At 58.8% G+C, this 18,150-nt stretch carries 16 protein-coding genes; 6 read left to right on the top strand and 10 right to left on the bottom strand.

Annotated features, from left to right (window positions below):
- Nucleotides 1-31: 31 nt before the first annotated feature.
- Both LKR43_RS04680 and LKR43_RS04685 read left to right on the top strand, forming a co-directional pair.
- On the top strand, nt 32-1,699 hold the full coding sequence (locus LKR43_RS04680; RefSeq protein WP_227682695.1) for an iron ABC transporter permease: 1,668 nt from the start codon (nt 32-34) through the stop codon (nt 1,697-1,699).
- A gap of 7 nt (nt 1,700-1,706) precedes the next feature.
- Nucleotides 1,707-2,489, top strand: a complete 783-nt coding sequence (locus LKR43_RS04685) for an ABC transporter ATP-binding protein (protein WP_227682696.1) — start codon at nt 1,707-1,709, stop codon at nt 2,487-2,489.
- 27 nt (nt 2,490-2,516) lie between these two features.
- On the opposite strand, the gene ntrC is transcribed toward LKR43_RS04685, so the two are convergent.
- The 6 genes from ntrC to LKR43_RS04715 all read right to left on the bottom strand — a co-directional run bounded on the left by ntrC (nt 2,517) and on the right by LKR43_RS04715 (nt 9,502).
- Nucleotides 2,517-4,022 carry a nitrogen regulation protein NR(I) gene (ntrC, locus tag LKR43_RS04690; protein ID WP_227682697.1) on the bottom strand — a complete coding sequence of 502 codons (1,506 nt, stop codon included), beginning with the start codon at nt 4,020-4,022 and terminating at the stop codon, nt 2,517-2,519.
- On the bottom strand, nt 4,022-5,071 hold the full coding sequence (gene glnL, locus LKR43_RS04695) for a nitrogen regulation protein NR(II) (protein ID WP_227682698.1): 1,050 nt from the start codon (nt 5,069-5,071) through the stop codon (nt 4,022-4,024). The genes ntrC and glnL overlap by 1 nt, the downstream gene beginning before the upstream one ends.
- Before the next feature lie 52 nt (nt 5,072-5,123).
- On the bottom strand, nt 5,124-6,536 hold the full coding sequence (glnA, locus tag LKR43_RS04700) for a type I glutamate--ammonia ligase (protein WP_227682699.1): 1,413 nt from the start codon (nt 6,534-6,536) through the stop codon (nt 5,124-5,126).
- A gap of 178 nt (nt 6,537-6,714) precedes the next feature.
- The gene (gene hemW / locus LKR43_RS04705; protein WP_227682828.1) at nt 6,715-7,887 is read right to left on the bottom strand and encodes a radical SAM family heme chaperone HemW; all 1,173 of its coding nucleotides are present in this window, start codon (nt 7,885-7,887) and stop codon (nt 6,715-6,717) included.
- Between the two features lie 83 nt (nt 7,888-7,970).
- Nucleotides 7,971-8,576 (bottom strand): RdgB/HAM1 family non-canonical purine NTP pyrophosphatase, encoded by a 606-nt coding sequence (gene rdgB / locus LKR43_RS04710; protein WP_227682700.1) that lies wholly within the window; start codon nt 8,574-8,576, stop codon nt 7,971-7,973.
- Between the two features lie 5 nt (nt 8,577-8,581).
- Nucleotides 8,582-9,502 carry a LysR substrate-binding domain-containing protein gene (locus LKR43_RS04715; protein WP_227682701.1) on the bottom strand — a complete coding sequence of 307 codons (921 nt, stop codon included), beginning with the start codon at nt 9,500-9,502 and terminating at the stop codon, nt 8,582-8,584.
- A gap of 123 nt (nt 9,503-9,625) precedes the next feature.
- Here LKR43_RS04715 and LKR43_RS04720 point away from each other — a divergent pair, with 123 nt between their 5' ends.
- Together LKR43_RS04720 and LKR43_RS04725 are read left to right on the top strand one after the other, a co-directional pair.
- On the top strand, nt 9,626-10,786 hold the full coding sequence (locus LKR43_RS04720) for an acyl-CoA dehydrogenase family protein (RefSeq protein WP_227682830.1): 1,161 nt from the start codon (nt 9,626-9,628) through the stop codon (nt 10,784-10,786).
- A 51-nt stretch (nt 10,787-10,837) separates the two neighbouring features.
- Entirely contained in the window at nt 10,838-12,190 is a 1,353-nt protein-coding gene (locus tag LKR43_RS04725; RefSeq protein ID WP_227682703.1) for an MmgE/PrpD family protein, read from the top strand.
- A 33-nt stretch (nt 12,191-12,223) separates the two neighbouring features.
- Here LKR43_RS04725 and rph read toward each other — a convergent pair whose 3' ends face one another.
- Nucleotides 12,224-12,973, bottom strand: coding sequence for a ribonuclease PH (gene rph, locus LKR43_RS04730; protein ID WP_255675952.1), 750 nt, complete (start codon nt 12,971-12,973; stop codon nt 12,224-12,226).
- Nucleotides 12,974-13,043: 70 nt separating this feature from the next.
- On the opposite strand from rph, the gene LKR43_RS04735 reads away from it, so the two are divergent.
- Nucleotides 13,044-13,976 carry a YicC/YloC family endoribonuclease gene (locus LKR43_RS04735; RefSeq protein ID WP_227682705.1) on the top strand — a complete coding sequence of 311 codons (933 nt, stop codon included), beginning with the start codon at nt 13,044-13,046 and terminating at the stop codon, nt 13,974-13,976.
- A gap of 47 nt (nt 13,977-14,023) precedes the next feature.
- On the opposite strand, the gene LKR43_RS04740 is transcribed toward LKR43_RS04735, so the two are convergent.
- From LKR43_RS04740 to LKR43_RS04750, 3 genes are all read right to left on the bottom strand, one after another.
- Nucleotides 14,024-15,097 carry an AI-2E family transporter gene (locus LKR43_RS04740; RefSeq protein ID WP_227682707.1) on the bottom strand — a complete coding sequence of 358 codons (1,074 nt, stop codon included), beginning with the start codon at nt 15,095-15,097 and terminating at the stop codon, nt 14,024-14,026.
- Between the two features lie 154 nt (nt 15,098-15,251).
- Nucleotides 15,252-16,187, bottom strand: a complete 936-nt coding sequence (locus tag LKR43_RS04745; RefSeq protein WP_227682708.1) for a 5'-methylthioadenosine/S-adenosylhomocysteine nucleosidase — start codon at nt 16,185-16,187, stop codon at nt 15,252-15,254.
- A complete protein-coding gene (locus LKR43_RS04750; protein ID WP_227682710.1) occupies nt 16,184-16,690 on the bottom strand; it encodes a cupin domain-containing protein in 507 nt (168 codons plus the stop codon). Before LKR43_RS04750 ends, LKR43_RS04745 begins: the two co-directional genes overlap by 4 nt.
- A gap of 166 nt (nt 16,691-16,856) precedes the next feature.
- On the opposite strand from LKR43_RS04750, the gene LKR43_RS04755 reads away from it, so the two are divergent.
- Nucleotides 16,857-18,140 (top strand): MFS transporter, encoded by a 1,284-nt coding sequence (locus LKR43_RS04755; protein ID WP_227682711.1) that lies wholly within the window; start codon nt 16,857-16,859, stop codon nt 18,138-18,140.
- Nucleotides 18,141-18,150: the final 10 nt, after the last annotated feature.

Genomic DNA, 18,150 nt, shown 5'->3' on the forward strand with positions numbered 1-18,150 from the left:
ATTTTTTCGACTCACGCAGGGACAGCCGCAGTTGCTTTCATTCGTAAATTATTTTTCCAGGCCTGGGCTGGGCTGGCGTATCGTCACGTTATTGATCGCCCTGTGTGTGCTGGCTCCGGTAGCGGCCTTGCTGTGGTTCGCCGTGCAGGGTTCGGCCGACCACTGGGCTCACCTGCTGCAGTTCGTGCTGCCCGTTGCTTTCCGCAACACGGTATTGCTGCTGCTGGGCACCGGGGTGCTGGTCAGCTGCCTGGGCGTAGGCAGTGCCTGGCTGATCACCGCGTACGACTTTCCCACAAGACGCATGCTTTCCTGGGCGCTGCTGTTGCCCCTGGCAGTACCCACTTATATCGTCGCCTTTGCCTATCTTGATTTGCTGCATCCGATAGGCCCCATCCAGACTCTGCTGCGTGATTTGCTGGGCTACGACAGCCCGCGACAATTCCGCCTGCCGGACCTTCGCTCACTTCCCGGTGCCATCTTCCTGCTGGGCTTTGTGCTCTACCCCTACGTTTATCTGAGCACACGCGTCATGTTTGCCACGCAGGCAGCCAGCCTGCTTGAAGCCGCACGCATCCTGGGATCCAGCGGCCGCAGTGCATTTTTCCGGGTAGCCCTGCCCATGGCCCGCCCGGCCATTGCTGTGGGTGTCAGCCTGGCCTTGCTGGAAACGCTGAACGACATCGGAGCTTCCGAGTTTCTAGGCGTGCAAACCCTGACCGTTTCCGTTTATACAACCTGGGTCACCCGATCCGACCTGGCCGGTGCTGCACAAATCGCTCTGGCCATGCTCGGCATTGTGGCCGTGCTGATACTTTGCGAGCGTTATGGCAGGAGACGTCAGCGTTATGCCAGCACGCAACGCACGCGTACGCTGCGGCCACGCAAGCTCAAGGGTGTTTATGCACTGACCGCCATGGCGCTGGGATGGTCACCGATAGTCATAGGGTTCGTTGCGCCCGGCCTTTATCTGCTTAACGAGACCATCAAGCATTTCAACGACGTAGGCTCTATCTCCGACCAGCTCCTGAACAGCGGCTACAACACTGTAAAGATCGCCCTGATCGCCACGACACTGACGGTTGCCGCCGGTCTTGTGGCGGCCTGGACGGCCCGTCTGGTACGGCACGGCGCACCCATGAATATGTCCAGGCTTTGTGCCCGCGTAGCCACCTCGGGCTACGCCATTCCTGGAACCGTGCTGGCCATAGGCCTGCTGATGCCCATTATGCTGCTGGACAAGTCAGCCGCCTGGATCTGGCAGGCACTGGGCAATCCTGAACCCGGCTTGTTGTTCATGGGCACCAGCGGTGCGCTGGTTGGCGCCTATATGATCCGATTCCTGGCCATTTCCATAGGCGGGATAGAGGCGGGTCTTGCCCGTATTCCGCCGTCGCTGGAGCATGCTTCAAGGTTGCTCGGTGAAACATCCAGCGGCACACTACGCCGGGTTCATCTGCCTTTGTTGCGTCCGGCGCTCGGTGCGGCAGCACTGCTGGTCTTTGTTGATACCATGAAGGAGTTGCCCGCTACACTGCTGCTGCGGCCTGTCAATTTTGAAACACTGGCTACCTGGCTGTATGCCGAAGCCGCGCGCGGCACCTACGAAGAAGGCGCCGTGGCAGCCCTGGCCATCGTCCTGGCCGGGCTTTTGCCGGTGATATTGCTGGCGCGCGCTCAACTCAAAACAAGTCATTAACGCTGTTATGTCAGAATCTCTAAAGCTCGATAATGTCACCCTGGCCTACGACACGCCCGAAGGCCTGACGCCGGTGGTGCAGTCACTGTCGATGTCGCTTGAGCGCGGCAACATAGGCTGTCTGCTGGGCGCATCGGGCTGCGGCAAAACCACTGTCCTGCGTGCCATTGCCGGGTTCGAACCCTTGCGTTCAGGCTCTATTTCGCTGGGCGATGCCTGCCTGTCGGAAGTCAGCTGGCAACGCGAACCCGAGCTTCGCAATGTCGGCATGATGTTTCAGGACTACGCGCTTTTTCCTCATCTGACGGTCGAAAAAAACATTGCCTTTGGATTGCGCAAATGGGAAAAATCACGCCGCAAGCAGCGAGTTAGCGAATTGTTGACGCTGACCGGCCTTAGCGGCTCGGAGCACCGCTATCCCCATGAGTTATCGGGCGGCCAGCAGCAGCGGGTGGCGCTGGCCCGCGCCCTGGCACCAGAGCCTGATCTGTTGCTGCTCGATGAACCGTTTTCCAACCTCGACGTCGATACCCGTGAGCGCCTGGCGTTCGAGGTGCGCGACATACTGAAGAAAACCGGCCATACCGCGCTTCTGGTCACTCACAATCAGGCTGAAGCCTTTGCGATTGCTGATCGTATCGGCGTCATGCAGCAAGGCCGCATCGTTCAATGGGATACCCCGCACGGCCTGCATCAGCATCCGGCGAATGAATTTGTGGCCGACTTCATCAAGCGTGAAACCCTGATGGCATTGCGCGCCCAGGCCTATTTGCGCGGTGGCAATCCCTAGGGGTACTCCCGCCTGGCTCAGGCTTTCTTAGGGATCCAGCCCCAGCTCGGTGCATTTGCGCGTTAGCGTATTACGCCCGATTCCAAGGCGTTGTGCGGCTTCCATACGCTTGCCGCGGCTGTGCGACAGCGCCGCTTCTATCAGCACACGCTCGAAATCCCGCATCAGCGTCACCATAACGGCGGGTTCGTTGCGAGCCAGCCTGCGCCCTGCTTCCCGCGTCAACGCATGTATCCAGGCCGGCGTCTGATCATCGCCGCTCGCGTCAAGCTCAGAGCGCGCCATACCCGGAGCCGCAATCGAGCTATCGTTCGAATCAAGGCCGGTGGCGCCGGACAAGGCTGGTTGGCCCTGGCCAAGCGCGTGCTCCAGCACCTCGGGAGGCAAATCCTTGGTTTCTATCACCTGACCCGAAGACATCACCGTCAGCCATTGGCAGAAGTTCTCGAGTTGGCGGATGTTACCCGGAAACTCAAACGACGACAGGCAACGCATGGCTTCGGCAGAAATGCGGCGTGGCGGCACGCCCAGCTCCTGTGCACTGTTCTGCAGGAAAAGCCTGACCAGCGCAGGTATATCTTCGGTGCGCTCGCGCAGGGGTGGCAAGCGAAGACGGATTACATTCAGACGATGAAAAAGATCTTCCCGGAAACGACCTTGAGCCACGCGCTGCTCCAGCGGCTGGTGTGTGGCCGCCACGATGCGGACATTGGCTTGTATGGCCTGCGAGCCACCCACACGGTAGAAGCTGCCCTCGGCCAGCACACGCAACAAACGCGTCTGCAGCTCAAGGGGCATGTCTCCGATTTCATCGAAAAACAGCGTGCCGTTATGGGCTTCTTCAAAGCGGCCGCGACGTTGCTGCGTGGCACCCGTGAATGCGCCGCGCTCATGACCGAACAGCTCGGCCTCGAGCAAATCTTTAGGTATCGCGGCTGCATTAAGCGCAATAAAAGGCCCGCCGGCCCGATTGCTGTGATCATGTAAGGCACGGGCGATCAGTTCTTTACCGGTGCCCGACTCACCCGTGATCAGCACCGTGACACTTGAGGCTGCCAGACGACCTATCGCACGGAAAACCTCCTGCATGGCGGGTGATGCAGATTGAGCCATGACGCGCCCGGCTGGCCTGGGGCCGCTACCCGAACCCTGTTCCGTCGAGACTTCTGCTTCATCAGTGCGTGTGGCACGCTGTATCAGCCCTACCGCCGCATTCACATCAAAAGGTTTGGGCAGGTAGTCGAACGCGCCCTTCTGAAAGGCCTGCACGGTACTGTTCAAGTCGGTAAACGCGGTCATGACGATGACCGGCAGATCGGGATGAGATTGCTTGATCCTGTGCAGAAGGCTCAGGCCGTCCTCGCCGGGCATGCGAACATCCGTCACAAGCACCGAGGGCGTGTCGGACTCAAGCGCCTCGAGCGCTTCGCGGGCCGACTCAAAGCTGCGGGCCGTCACCGACACGCGTGCCAGGGCTTTCTCCAGCACCCAGCGTATGCTCTGGTCGTCGTCTACTATCCATACCGCTTTCATCAAACTGGCTCCAAAGGCAGGATCATGCGGAACTCCGTCTGACCCTCTAGCGTATCGAACTCCACAATGCCGCCATGCTGCTGGACGAACTCCTGCGCCAGGCTCAGTCCCAGGCCCGTACCGCTGGCCCGCCCCGTCACCAGGGGATGAAACAACCTGTCGCGCAGCGCGGCCGGAACACCCGGACCGTTATCCAGCACCGACACCACGATGGCAAGCTTGGCCTGATGGTTGGCCAGCAACAGCTGGCGCCCTATTCGCGTACGCAGAATAATGCCCGGCGCCTCGATCGAAGGCGCCTCGCTAAGTGCCTGCGCAGCGTTGCGAGTAATGTTCAGCAGAGCCTGCAACAGGCGGGCAAAATCGCCTTTGACGTCGGGCGCAGAAGCGTCGTAGTCGCGTGTCAGCGTGATTTGCGGGAACTCTGCCTTGACCAGGGTGCTGACGCGTTCGCAAATCTCGTGAATATTGAAAACGCTTTGCTGCAGCGTTTCACCTTGCGGTGCAATCAATCTGTCGATCAACCCTGCAAGCCGGTCAGCCTCCGCAATAATGACGCTGGTGTATTCAGCCAGCGCATCGTTGTTCAATTCAGCTTCCAGCAATTGCGCCGCGCCGCGTATGCCACCCAGCGGATTCTTCACCTCGTGCGCCAGATTGCGCAGCGATTCCCGTTGCGCGGTCAATTCCTTGCTGAGCTGCTGATGGCGCCCGAGCAGAATATGGTTTTCTATCAGCCTGACTTCGATCAAGGCCTTCCAGGGCTGCTTGTCCAGCGGCACAACAGCCAGACTGGCCGTTACCCGCTCGCCCCGTCTGTCGACCATAAGGTCCTGGCGCAAGATGCCGAACCTGCCGGCGATGGCATCCGGAAGCCGTTCGGCCAATGCCTCGTCCGACCCAAACAGCTTGTAGACGGGCTGCGCGATCAGTTGACGGCGCGACATGCTGAAGAGCTCTTCGGCCGCCGTGTTCGCGTGCTCGACGCAACCATCGTCGTTCAGCAACAGCACAGCGGTCGATAGTAAGTCGTAACTGGCTACGTCCATGATGGTTCCGGATATTGCTGGCAAGGGGCGGTCCGGAAACCGCCCCGGAGTACTACAGGCTGTAATACATATCGAACTCGACCGGATGGGCAGTCATGCGCAGGCGGGTGACCTCGGCCATCTTGAGCTCAATGAAGGCATCCAGCATGTCATTGCTGAACACACCGCCACGTGTAAGGAACTCGCGATCCTGATCGAGCGCAGCAACGGCCTCTTCCAGTGATGCGCACACTGTCGGAATCTTTGCGTCTTCTTCAGGAGGCAGGTCGTAAAGATTCTTGTCGGCGGGATCACCAGGGTGAATCTTGTTCTGCACGCCGTCCAGGCCGGCCATCATCAATGCAGAGAATGCCAGGTAGGGGTTGGCCAGAGGATCGGGGAAACGTGCCTCGACACGGCGTGCCTTGGGATTGCCAACATACGGGATACGGATGGATGCCGAACGGTTGCGGGCGGAATATGCCAGCTTGACCGGCGCTTCGTAGTGGGGAACCAGGCGCTTGTAGGAGTTGGTGCCGGGATTGGTAATGGCATTAAGCGCTCTTGCATGCTTGATGATGCCGCCAATGTAATACAGGGCAAATTCCGACAACCCGGCATAGCCGTTACCGGCAAAGAGGTTCTGGCCATCTTTCCAGATGGACTGGTGCACGTGCATACCCGAGCCGTTGTCACCAACGACGGGTTTGGGCATGAAGGTGGCTGTCTTGCCATATACATGGGCCACATTGTGTACCGTGTATTTCAGGATCTGGTTCCAGTCGGCACGTTCTACCAGCGTGCTGAACCTGGTGCCGATTTCCAGCTGACCGGCACCGGCCACTTCGTGGTGATGCACTTCGACAGGCACGCCCTGCTGCTCAAGCAACAAGCACATTTCGGAACGCATGTCGTGAAAGGAATCAACCGGCGGCACAGGCACATAGCCACCCTTGGTGCGGGGGCGGTGACCCAGATTGCCGCCATCAAGTTCCATGCCGCGCGACCAGGGAGCCTCTTCGGACTTGATCCTGACGAAGCAACCCGACATATCGTCGTTCCATGTGATGCCGTCGAATACAAAAAACTCGGGCTCGGGGCCAAAATAGGCGGTATCACCCAGGCCGCTGGACTTCAGATACGCTTCCGCGCGCTTGGCCAGCGAACGGGGATCACGGTCATACCCTTTCAGGTCCGAAGGCTCAACCACATCGCAAGTCAGGTTCAGCGTGGGCTCTTCGCGGAAGGGATCCATGCGCGCGGACTTGGCGTCGGGGATGAGCACCATATCGGACGCTTCGATACCCTTCCAGCCGGCAATCGAGGAGCCATCGAAAGCGACACCAGTTTCAAGCTTGTCTTCATCGACAGTGTGTGCCGGTATCGTCAGGTGGTGTTCTTTGCCCAGCGTGTCGGTAAAGCGGAAATCTACAAAAGCAACTTCCCGTTCTGATATGAGTTTGATGACGTCTTCGGGTGTGGACATGTAAGGCTCCTGGACCAATGAATGCGAAAAAATAAAGACATTACAGCTTAAGCAAAACCCATGCCAGATTCTATCGCCATGGTTCATGCCAGATCGTGCACGCCTGAGCCGTTGCGCGCACCATTAACGGGCGCAACGCACTATTATGGTGCATATTATAGTGCGTAAGAGGGTGTTCCTAGTCCAAAAATTCAGATTGCAAGTCATTAAGGAATTCCCAACCCCGCGGCGTTGCCTGCAAGCGATCACGCGATGGCTCGAGCAGACCCCTGGCGACCGCACGGTCGATGGCCGGCGCAATCGCAAGTATGGACTGACCTGTGCGCTCAATGAAACTGCTGCGTGGCACGCCCTGCTTCAGGCGCAAGGCATTGAGCATGAATTCAAATCCCAGATCCTGCCAATCCACCTGCTGGTCCTGCGCAAGATGGCTGCCATCACGCAGAACCGCGTTCTTCATCCAGCTTGCAGGATTCTTCAGCTTGGCCTGGCGCACGATTTTGTCGTGAAATGACAGTTTCCCGTGAGCGCCCGGGCCTATGCCAAGGTAATCGCCAAATTCCCAGTAGTTCAGATTATGGCGACAACGCTGCCCTGCTTGTGCGTAGGCAGAAACCTCGTAGCGCTCCCACCCGCCCGCAGACGTTGTCTCGGTGATCAGATCCTGCATGGCGGCACTGGTGTCATCATCGGGGACACTGGGCGGATACTTGGCAAAGACCGTGTTCGGTTCCAGCGTCAGGTGATACAGCGACAAATGACCGGTCTGGAAAGACATGGCCTGACGCAGATCCTCTGCACATTCTCCGAGCGACTGCTGCGGCAAGGCGTACATGATGTCCAGATTGACCCTGTCGACTGCCTTCTGTGCCATCTCTATGGCTGCGCAGGCCTGACTGGCATCATGAATCCGTCCCAAAGCGCCAAGCGCCCTGTTGTTGAAACTTTGTATCCCTAAAGAGATACGATTGACACCGCTGGCGGCATACTCGGCAAACCGCCCTGCTTCTACCGTACCCGGGTTGGCTTCCAGAGTGATCTCGGCATCGGGCAGCAGATTAAGGCAGGCGCGTATCATTGCCAGCATCTGGTCTATTGCCTGGCCGGACAACAAGCTGGGAGTGCCTCCGCCGATAAAGACCGAAATCACTTGCCGGCCCCACACCAGGGGCAATGCCTGCTCCAGATCAGCCTGCAGTGCGGCCAGATAGTCTTGTTCAGGCAGTTCGGCGCCCAGCTCGTGCGAGTTGAAATCGCAATACGGGCATTTGCGCACGCACCAGGGCACGTGCACATACAAGGAAAGCGGCGGCAGACTGGTCAATATGGTTTTCCCGCCTGCCGCAGGCATAACCAAAGACTGCGTGCCCAGACCCGGCCGGCGGCCGGCCGCAGGGCTGGTTTCATCGACCCTGGGGACTACGGTAGGCCTCTTCATTTTCCGGCCTGGTCCAGCATGGCTTGCAACAAGATCCGCAAGGCGCGCGCCCGATGGCTTTGCGAGTTCTTTTGTGCAGGCTCAAGTTCGGCAGCCGTCTTGCCCAGCTCGGGAAGATAGAAATGCGGATCATAGCCAAAGCCGTTGGCGCCTTGTGGCTGGTCCACAATCTGGCCGGGCCAGACACCCTGAGCGATCAGAGGCATGGGATCATCAGCCGATCTGACATACGCCAGCACCGCCACATAACAGGCTGAACGATCGTCGTGGTCTGCCAGTTGCGCCACCAGGTGGCGGTTATTGGCGGCATCGCTTTTCTCGCCGCCCGCCATCATGGCAAATCGGGCCGAATAGACCCCGGGAGCACCATCCAGCGCCGCCACGCACAAACCGGAGTCATCGGCCAAAGCCGGCAAACCCGTGTGCCGGCTGGCATGGCGGGCCTTGGCCAGCGCGTTCTCGACAAAGGTCACGTGAGGCTCTTCAGCCTCGGACACGCCAAGCTCACCCTGGGCCACCATGGTGATGCCGGCCTGGGCCAGTATCGAGGAAAACTCTTTCAGCTTGCCTGCATTATTGGAAGCCAATACTACTTCAGACATGTTCATTATCCTTGTTCAGATGTTTTGCTTGCGGCCGCATCCTGGACCAGCAACGACACCAATTCCTTGGCAAACACAGGAAGGCGATCGAACTGCCGCACACAAATATGCAAGCGTCGCAATGCCCAGGCATCGTTCAGGGCAATCAGCTTCAGCGGAAGATCTTTCAGATAGCGCCGCCCGGCCGTTTCGGGAACGACACCTATTCCGACATGCGAAGCAATCATGCGGCAGGCGGCTTCAAAATTGCTGACTTCAACACGAAAGCGCAAGACACGGCCCAGATCATCGGCTGCCTGCAATAAAAAGGCATGAATGGCGCTGGTCTCGGACAGGCCGACATAGTCGTACGCCAGGGTGTCATCGAAATCTATGGTGTCGTGCCCGGCCAGAGGGTGATCCCGATGGGTAACCAGTACCAGCCTGTCTGTCCGGTAAGGCAGGAATTCTATATTTTCGCCGCCGCCCGCCTGGGCGGTAATACCGATATCGGCCGAGCCGTCGGCCACCGCCTTGACCACAAGATAGCTCAGCCGTTCGCGCAGCTCTACATTGACGTCGCGATGCGTGCCAAGATAGTGGGCCAGAATATTCGGCATGAACTCGTTCATGGCTGTCGTGTTGGCATAGACACGTACACGCCCTTTCACGCCGCTGGCGTATTCCTGTATATCGCCGCGCAAGTGCTCGAGCTGACGCATCACTATGCGCGCATGGCGTACAAAAGCCTCGCCCGATGGCGTCAGGGTAACGCCCTGGCTGTTGCGATAAAACAGGGCCGTGCCCAAATGATTTTCCAGATTCTTGACCCGATTGCTGGCTGCCGGCAACGACAGGAAGGAACGTTCCGCGCCCTTGGTCATGCTCTGCATGCTGGCCACATTCACCATCAGCTGCATGTCGGTCAAATCAAAGTGCATGGCCATCGTGTGTTCCCACGGGTGTTCTCTTAAAAATTGGCAAACCCCGGCTTAAGCAAGCAATAATTGGCAAGAATGCCTGATTCGGGCAAAGTAAGCCCTATTGTAATGAACCCGGACACCCCCGACATGACCCAGCACAATAATTCCTTTCAGGACATCCGTGATGCAATTCGCGACCTCTGCGCCCAGTTTCCGCCTGAATACTTCCGCAAGATCGACGAAGAGCGCGGCTACCCGGAAGAATTCGTCAACACGCTGACCGAAGCAGGCTGGCTGGCCGCCCTGATTCCCGAAGAGTATGGCGGCTCTGGGCTGAGCCTGACCGAGGCCTCGGTCATCATGGAAGAAATCAACCGCAATGGCGGCAACTCCGGTGTCTGTCATGGCCAGATGTACAACATGGGTACCTTGCTGCGCCATGGCTCGGTCGAGCAGAAGCAGTTGTATTTGCCCCGAATCGCCAGCGGTGAACTGCGCCTGCAATCCATGGGCGTCACCGAGCCCACCACTGGCACAGACACCACCAAAATCAAGACGACCGCCGTGAAAAAAGGCGACCGCTACGTGATCAATGGCCAGAAAGTATGGATCTCGCGCATACAGCATTCCGACTTGATGATCTTGCTGGCCCGCACCACGCCTTTGGAGCAGGTCAAGAAAAAATCCGAAGGTATGTCGATTTTCCTGGTCGACCTGCATCAGGCCATAGGCAACGGCATGGAAGTACGCCCGATCCCCAATATGGTCAATCATGAAACAAATGAACTGTTCTTCGACAATCTGGAGATTCCCGTCGAGAACCTGATTGGCGAAGAAGGCAAAGGTTTCAAATACATCCTCGACGGGCTGAATGCCGAGCGCACGCTGATCGCCGCCGAATGTATCGGCGATGGGCATTGGTTCATAGACAAAGTCACTGCCTACGCCAAAGAGCGCATTGTTTTCAATCGTCCGATTGGCCAGAATCAGGGCGTGCAGTTTCCCATTGCCCGCGCTCACATAAACGTTGAAGCCGCCAGCCTGATGCGTTTCGAGGCCTGCCGTCTGTACGATGCCCATCAGCCCTGCGGCGCCCAGGCCAATATGGCCAAAATGCTCGCCGCCGATGCCTCGTGGGAAGCCGCCAACGCCTGCCTGCAATTTCATGGCGGATTTGGCTTTGCCAACGAATACGATATCGAGCGCAAATTCCGCGAAACCCGCCTGTATCAGGTTGCGCCTATTTCGACCAATCTTATTTTGTCGTATGTGGCCGAGCATGTACTGGGTCTGCCGCGCTCTTTTTAAACAACTGCAGCGAACACACCGTCATTCACTGGTCTAACAAGGATGTACCCCATGAGCCACCCCAGCGCCCAACTCGCCGAATTCGTTTCCCAACTCAGTTATGAAGACATTCCCGAGGCCGTACTGCGCCGTACCGAAGACTTGCTGCTCGACTATCTGGTGTCTGCGCTGGCAGGCTCCAGCGCGCGTGCAGTCCAAAGCATTGCGCAGTTCGCCGATACGATGGGGCCGACCAGCGGCCCTTGCGAAAACCTGGTAACCCGGCGCAGTACCAGCCCGATGTTCGCAGCCATGGTGAATGCCGCGTCAGCCCACATGGTCGAGCAGGACGACGTACACAACGGCTCGGTATTTCATCCGGCTGCTGTCGTCTTTCCGGCCGCGGTTGCCGTGGCACAGGCACTGGGCCGTTCGGGCAAAGACCTGCTGGTCGCTTCTGTGGCCGGCTACGAGGCGGGTATCCGGATCGGTGAATTCCTGGGCCGCTCACACTACAAGATATTCCACACCACAGGTACGGCCGGCGCACTGGCCGCCGCCGTGGCGGCCGGTCGGCTGCTCAACCTTAACAGCGAGCAAATGCTGAACGCCCTGGGTTCAGCTGGTACACAGGCGGCAGGCCTGTGGGAGTTCCTGCGCGATGCCGCCGACTCCAAGCAGCTGCACACATCCAAGGCGGCAGTCAACGGTGTGATTGCCGCCTATCTGGCGCATGACGGATTCACAGGCGCACGACAGATACTTGAAGGCCCCCAGGGCATGGCTGCAGGCATGTCCACCGATGCCAATCCCGCCAAACTTACTGACGGCCTGGGCACACGCTGGACCGTGCTGGAAACCTCGTTCAAATTTCATGCGTCCTGTCGCCACACCCACCCCGCTGCAGACGCCCTGCAGCAAGTCTTGCAGTCACATCAACTCGCAGCAAGCGATATTGCCTGGGTTGTGGCGCACGTACACCAGGGGGCCATCGATGTCCTGGGGCCTGTGACCAAGCCTGCAACCGTGCACCAGTCCAAGTTTTCAATGGGTACGGTCCTGGGTTTGATCGCCTTGCATGGGCGGGCCGGGTTGCCGGAATTCGATGCAGCGCTTAATGACCCCGAAACCGCGGCATTCCGCGAACGGGTTTCAATGGAACTCGACGCCGAAGTCGACGCTGCCTATCCGGCACAATGGATAGGCAAGGTCACCGTTCAGACCCTTGATGGGCGCACCCTGACAGGCCGTGTCGACGAGCCCAAAGGCGATCCGGGCAATACCTTGTCGCGCCCCGAACTGGAAGACAAGGCCATGCGGCTGGGCACTTACCGCAACGCAGCCAGCCGCGAAGAAGTACAAGCCATCATCAGCAAGGTCTGGAGCCAGGCCGATGCCGAGCGGGCCGGGCATTACCTGGGCTGATTGCTTGCAAGACAGCAGCGCAGGCCGCGCCGCTCAGGCCAGGGCCTGTTTTTGTGCTGACAGCAACTGCGCTATGCCGGCCTGTGCCACATCCAGCAGATTATCGAGCGTCTTGCGCTCGAAAGTCTGCCCCTCGGCCGTGCCTTGCACTTCAACGAAATGACCGGCGCCCGTCATGACAATATTCATGTCGGCACCACAACCCGAATCTTCCGTGTAGTCCAGGTCCAGCAAGGCGTGGCCGTTTACCAGCCCTACCGACACCGCAGCCACATGATCCAGCATGGGACTTTCAGTCAGCACGCCCTGCTCGACCAGGCCGCGCACAGCCAGCGCGGCAGCCACCCAGGCGCCGGTGATGCTTGCACACCGCGTGCCGCCATCAGCCTGTAGTACGTCGCAATCCAGATGCAAGGTTCGTTCGCCCAAGGCATTCAGATTGAACACCGCACGAAGGCTGCGGCCTATCAGGCGCTGGATTTCTTGAGTACGGCCGCTTTGCTTGCCGCGCGCCGCCTCGCGATCCGAACGCGTATGCGTGGAGCGTGGCAGCATTCCGTATTCGGCCGTTACCCAGCCCTGCCCTTTGCCCTTCAGAAAGGGCGGCACCTTATCGAGCACGCTGGCATTGCACAGCACATGCGTATCGCCCGCCTTGATCAGCACGGATCCCTCGGCATGGCGCGTGTAGCCGGTTTCAATGACCAGCGGACGCAGCTCTGATGCGCCACGCCCGGATGCGCGCGTGGGGATGGATGGTGTGGAAAGACCCGTATCAGTCAAGACTAACTCCGATTAAAAATTAAAAACCTTACAATAACCGGTTTAACACTTCTTCAGGACAACGACCTTCATGATCCGCAGCATGACCGCTTTTGGCAATGCACGTGCCGAATCCCCACAAGGCAGTGTTTCCATCGAATTTCGTACGGTCAACAGCCGATTTCTGGATGTCAGCTTTCGCCTGCCCGACGAACTCAGACTGGCCGAAAGCCCGATACGCGAGCAACTGGGTCAAGTCGTAAAACGCGGCAAGGTCGAGATTCGTGCCAGCTATACGCGTCCTGAAGTACAGGACCAAAGCTCGCTCGACCTGCACTACCTTACCCGCATCGCCACTCAGCTCGAGCTGGCCCGCCAGTACCTGCCGGACATCGCCGCGCCCAGCCTGGCAGAACTGACAAGCGCCAGCGCGCAGAACTCGCCATCTACCGACACATCTGTCTGGCTGTCATTGTGCACGCAGGCCAGTACACAAGCCCTGACGGAATTGCTGGCTGCCCGCGAACGCGAAGGTCGTCGCCTGGCCGACATGATGCTGGAATGTGCCCGCAACATCACCGCCATTGTCAACCAGGTCGAAGTCGAACTGCCGGAATTGCTCGCCGAGCATCAGGCAAAGATCGCCTCGAAGCTGCGCGACGCGCTGACTGCTGCGAGCCCGGAAGGCTTTGCCCAGATCAGCGGCACAGAGCTGACCGCACGCATCGCCCAGGAAGCGTCGCTGTTTTCCCTGCGCATAGACGTCGCCGAAGAGCTTTCGCGCCTGCGTTCGCACATTGCCGAGCTTGAACATCTGCTGAGTGCCGAACCAGAAGCAGCCCGCCCCGGCGCCAAGTCCCAGGGCGGCAGCGTGGGCAAGCGACTTGATTTTCTGTTCCAGGAAATGAACCGCGAGGCCAATACCCTGGGTTCCAAGGCCAGCGCACTAAGCGTGACCCGCGCCGCCATCGATCTGAAACTGCTTATCGAACAGATGCGCGAGCAGACGCAGAACATAGAGTGATCAGCATTAATTGACAGCCCGTGTGTAACGAGCAACGAGCCGGCACTTCAAGCGCCCTTCTTCACCAACTTGTGATCGTCCTCGTGTATCCACTCGCGCCAGATGGCCACCAGCAAGGCCATCAGGACGGGGCCGACGAACAGGCCGACCAGCCCCATGGTCTGAACGCCGCCCACCAGACCGAAAAAGGTGGGCAGGAAAGGTAGCTTGACCGGTCCGCCCACCAGGCGCGGACGCAAGGTTTTGTCGACAATGAAGAGTTCAACCGTCCCCCAGATGAACAGCCCAAGGCCTGCCATGGGTTCGCCCGAACCAACAAGGTAGAGCGAAACAAGGCTGAATGACAAAGGTGCACCGCCTGGTATCAGGGCCATGAAGCCGGTGATGACGCCCAACAACACCGGCGAAGGTACGCCCGCAATCCAATAGGCCAGGCCCAGCACCACACCCTCCCCCAGAGCAATCAGCCCCATGCCCGTTACCGTGGAGTTAACGGTCGCCGGCACTACCCGGGAAAAACGGCGCCAGCGCCCCGGCAGGATGCGGTCGCCCACGATATCGAGCTGGCCCAGTATGTGTTCCCCGTCTTTGTAGACAAAGAACAGGGTGATGAGCATGAAGATCACGCCCAGCAGCAGCCTGAATACGTCACCGGTTGCCGACAGCAGCATGCGGTATATATTGCCCAAATGCTCGCCACTGACGATTTCCACCATTTCGCCCAAGGCGTGAGGTTCGCCCAAATAAGTTGTCCAGTATTCGGCCAGCCGCGCCCCCACCAGCGGCAAAGCCAGTATCCAGGCCGGCACGGGCATACCGTGACGGTTCGCGGCTAACGCCCAGGCAATGAAATTGCTGGCCTCGGTGAATGCGTAGCTGAGTGCCAGCGTCAGGGGCACAATCAGCACCAGGATCACAATCATCAGCGCAAGCGACGCAGCCAGCGCATTGCGGCCGTTACAACGCCGCAGCAGCCGCTGATACAGCGGCCAACTGGCCAGGCTGATGATGGTTGCTGCCAATACGGGAACCAGGAAACCACTCAGGAAATACAGGCCAACCAGAATAAGCAGCACCAGTAGCCAGCGGGCAATAAGGGAAGCAGGCAATACAGGGTGCATGATGACAGGGGTGTTTCAGGTTAAAAGCCACTTTTGGTGACTAAAGGATGGAAGGATGCCGGGCTGATGGCCGCCACAGGACAATATCACGAAAAAACGTATGGGCGCTTTATCCTGGCAGGCCACCTGATCCGGATTTGGTCTCATACGCAGCTCAGGGATCAGGCGTCCAGGCGTCAAGAAAGGCAAGCAAGACCTTGGCCGAGTTATCGGCAGCAATGCCCATGAAAGTATGCATTTCATTCGCCCCCTCGCCGCCGCCGGCCAGGTCGCTGAGTGAGCGAAAGGCAATAAAGGGAACGGCGTTGACATAAGCCACCATTGCACATGCAGCGCTTTCCATGTCCAGGACATTGGCCTGGAATGTATTGAATACATACTTTCGGTATTCGGCGTTATCGACAAATGCAGCACCCGAAACACCGTTGCCTCCGACTACCAGACGCGGCTGGCGACGCAGGCACTGGCTGCCGGTATCGCAGGACTGCAGGGCAATATCCTTTAGATTCTGAGCCACGGCCAGCATTTCAGGGTCGACATCAAACCAGAACTTTTTATGCACCTTTGGTTGGTCGGCGGTGATCACTTTGACTGGACGAGTACGCATCATGCCGTAGCCGGGCAAGCCCAGATCGTTGGGCGAGCCGGAGCCGAATACGCCCGGCGAATCTTCCCGCGCCATAAGCAGCTCAAGATACTGCCCCCATTTTTGTGCAACCACCACGTCGCCGATGTGCAAATCGGGATTGACCCCGCCGGCAATGCCACTGAACACGATATGAGTGATCTTGAAGTGATCAAGCGCCAGTTGGGTCGTCATGGCAGCATTGGTCATGCTGATGCCGCTCAGAAATAGCACGACTGGTTTATTCCGCAGCACGCCGGTGGTGAAGCGAGTGCCGTTAACCGAGAAATGGCGTGCTTGTTTGGTCTGGTCCAGCAAGAGGCTTAATTCGGGTTCGAAAGCCGAGATCACGGCAACTCTGGGAGTTTCGTCCAGCCATGGCGCAGCCACGGCAGGCCGTACCAGCGTCAGCGCAAGCAACAAGGCCGGCAGCAAGGTACGTAAGGTCAAGGCAATCAGGTTCATACTGTCTTACTCAGTCGTTGAATCAGGGGCGTATGCTGTGGGTAACGCTCGATAAGTGCCGCTGCCACGGCCAATTCGAACTTGTCGAATTCAAAACCGGGCGCCACCGTGCAGCCGGCCAGGGCGTAGTCGTCGGGATTGGCTAGTTCGGCCGCAAACCAGCAGCCGGCGGGCACCATTACCTGGAAAGAAGCATCGTCAACATGCAGGGCATCGCCCAGCACATGAGTACGCTGGGCGCCCGCTGCATCGATTACGTGTATGAGTACCGGCCCACCTTTATGGAAATGCCATAGTTCATCGGCATCGATACGATGCCAGGCCGAATACGCGCCTGCCGACAACAGGTAATAAATGGCGGTGCAGGCACTGCGCGAACTGCCGGACCCTTCGCGCACGACGGAATCAGTGCTGCGGTAGGTCTCGATGTAATGACCGCCTTCAGGATGAGGCTTAAGGTCGAGTCGCCGGATCAGGCGGTCAACCTCGGGGTTGATCGTCATGATCCTTGTGCTCCGGGTTGCTTCAGGTGTTGCTTGAGTTGCAAAAGATTGTATCTGCCCTGCACCAGATTACAAAGCTGGCAATCACCCTAACAACCTGGCTTATGTTCACAGTTGTGATGCGCCAGGGGGTATCATGTGAGCCAGCATTGTTTCCGCCAGACTCATGACCACAACCACCTCATCGACCGACGCTGCAGAAACGCCCTACGCATGGGCCAGGCTGGTTGTTTCCCTTTTGCTTATGACGCTGGGCGGGGTCGGCATGTATTCGGTCACCGTTGTGCTGCCGCAGATCCAGGCTGAGTTCAATATAAGCCGTTCCGACGCCTCGCTGCCCTACACCTTGACCATGCTGGGCTTTGGTGTGGGCGGCATCCTGATGGGACGCTTGTCTGATCGCTTCGGCGTGATTGTGCCGCTGGTGGTGGGAACGCTGGGCCTGGGTCTGGGTTTCATCCTTGCCGGCTCGGCCAGCTCGCTGTGGCAGTTTATTGTGATTCAGGGCCTGCTGATCGGCCTGCTGGGCACGGCAGCCAGCTTTGCTCCCCTGGTGGCCGACACCTCGCAATGGTTCACGCGCAGGCGCGGCATTGCTCTGGCCATCTGCATGAGCGGAAACTATGTCGCAGGCACAGTCTGGCCCCCCATATTGCAGCACTTCATCGACACTGTGGGCTGGCGCCAGACCTATATGGGTGTCGGGGTGTTCTGCCTGGCAGTCATGCTGCCGCTCGCACTGGTTTATCGCAGGCGTCCTCCTTCCATACCCGTGGCCGCCCCCGGCCCGTCAACACAGCGGCAGAAATTTTTTGTACTCGAGGCGGCACGTTTTCACCCGTCGCGTCCCATCGGTATGTCGCCCGCCGCGCTGCAGACTCTGCTGTGCATCGCAGGGGTAGCCTGTTGTGTGGCCATGGCCATGCCGCAAGTGCACATCGTGGCATATTGCGGTGATCTGGGCTTCGGCGCGGCACGTGGCGCCGAAATGCTGGCGCTGATGCTGGGCCTGGGCATCATCAGCCGGCTCGGATCCGGCTGGATATCGGATCACATCGGCGGCCTTCGCACCTTGTTGCTGGGGTCGCTGCTTCAGGGCATTGCACTGCTCATGTTTCTGCCTGCCAAGGGTCTGGTATCGCTCTATGTGGTATCGGGAATGTTCGGGCTGTTCCAGGGTGGCATCGTACCGGCCTATGCCCTGGTCGTACGCGAATACTTTTCGCCTTCCGAGGCCGGAGCCCGAGTGGGCACGGTACTCATGGCAACCCTGTTCGGCATGGCACTGGGGGGCTGGCTGTCGGGCGCCATTTTCGACCTTAGCGGCTCGTACCAGGCCGCCTTTGTCAATGGCATCGCCTGGAATCTGCTGAATGTCGCCATCATGGGATTCCTGCTCTACCGCCTCAAACGCGGACCCGGCCAGGCAGGTTCGCCGGTACAGGCCTGATCTATAGCAG

Source organism: Pusillimonas sp. MFBS29 (genome assembly GCF_020687695.1).
Taxonomy (GTDB): Bacteria; Pseudomonadota; Gammaproteobacteria; order Burkholderiales; family Burkholderiaceae_B; genus Pusillimonas_C.

Excerpts from the sequence above, each read along its gene's own strand:
- LKR43_RS04715 (WP_227682701.1), bottom strand. The coding sequence starts at position 9,502 with ATGGCCATGCACTTTGATTTGACCGACATGCAGCTGATGGTGAATGTG.
- rdgB (WP_227682700.1), bottom strand. The coding sequence starts at position 8,576 with ATGTCTGAAGTAGTATTGGCTTCCAATAATGCAGGCAAGCTGAAAGAG.
- LKR43_RS04735 (WP_227682705.1), top strand. The coding sequence starts at position 13,044 with ATGATCCGCAGCATGACCGCTTTTGGCAATGCACGTGCCGAATCCCCA.
- LKR43_RS04685 (WP_227682696.1), top strand. The coding sequence starts at position 1,707 with ATGTCAGAATCTCTAAAGCTCGATAATGTCACCCTGGCCTACGACACG.
- LKR43_RS04755 (WP_227682711.1), top strand. The coding sequence starts at position 16,857 with ATGACCACAACCACCTCATCGACCGACGCTGCAGAAACGCCCTACGCA.
- LKR43_RS04725 (WP_227682703.1), top strand. The coding sequence starts at position 10,838 with ATGAGCCACCCCAGCGCCCAACTCGCCGAATTCGTTTCCCAACTCAGT.
- hemW (WP_227682828.1), bottom strand. The coding sequence starts at position 7,887 with ATGCCTGCGGCAGGCGGGAAAACCATATTGACCAGTCTGCCGCCGCTT.
- glnL (WP_227682698.1), bottom strand. The coding sequence starts at position 5,071 with ATGGACGTAGCCAGTTACGACTTACTATCGACCGCTGTGCTGTTGCTG.
- glnA (WP_227682699.1), bottom strand. The coding sequence starts at position 6,536 with ATGTCCACACCCGAAGACGTCATCAAACTCATATCAGAACGGGAAGTT.
- LKR43_RS04720 (WP_227682830.1), top strand. The coding sequence starts at position 9,626 with ATGACCCAGCACAATAATTCCTTTCAGGACATCCGTGATGCAATTCGC.
- LKR43_RS04745 (WP_227682708.1), bottom strand. The coding sequence starts at position 16,187 with ATGAACCTGATTGCCTTGACCTTACGTACCTTGCTGCCGGCCTTGTTG.
- LKR43_RS04750 (WP_227682710.1), bottom strand. The coding sequence starts at position 16,690 with ATGACGATCAACCCCGAGGTTGACCGCCTGATCCGGCGACTCGACCTT.
- ntrC (WP_227682697.1), bottom strand. The coding sequence starts at position 4,022 with ATGAAAGCGGTATGGATAGTAGACGACGACCAGAGCATACGCTGGGTG.
- LKR43_RS04740 (WP_227682707.1), bottom strand. The coding sequence starts at position 15,097 with ATGCACCCTGTATTGCCTGCTTCCCTTATTGCCCGCTGGCTACTGGTG.